Annotated in this window: 1 protein-coding gene; it reads right to left on the bottom strand. The window is 39.6% G+C overall.

The genetic code is table 11. The annotated features are described in order from the left end of the window. A partial coding sequence (locus ACS8FC_RS21220; protein ID WP_439298232.1) for a GntR family transcriptional regulator occupies positions 1 to 505 on the bottom strand: 505 nt, incomplete at both ends.

Genomic DNA, 505 nt, shown 5'->3' with positions numbered 1-505 from the left:
CTGAAGGCAAGAAGTCACAGTAAATTAGATAAGGGTCTATATGATTAGAGATAAAAAACAGCATTTCTACGGCTGACGAGACAAACTGACCGCACTTTTTGTAATAAAAAGGATAAAGTAGATTTTCAAAGTCTTCAGGTTCAAGACCGATAAAATCTTGGTAACGGGTCTCGGGTAACCAAATCCTTTCACTCAAAATCACTCTGTCTTCGACAATGCGCACACGTTCTATATAAATTAAACTTTCCTTTTCGTGAATGTTTAATTCTTTATTGATTGCCTCAACAGGCTCTATCAACATGACCTTTTTGATGACGCCAGTCGGTATGACATAAGAAGCGTCTTTATCACGGTATTTGAAAAACCTTAATAACGAGCCCTCAAAGTTTGGCCTTTTTAAAAAAGTACCGCGACCTTGCTGCTTTATCAAAACGCCGTCATCCACTAACTTTTCGACCGCTTTGCGTACGGTGCCCACCGATACTTGGTACTTGTCTGCAAACTC

The organism is Psychrobacter sp. 1Y4 (genome assembly GCF_051847555.1).
The sequence above is the reverse complement of the archived record's forward strand: the minus strand, read 5'-3'. Positions and strand labels throughout refer to the sequence as shown.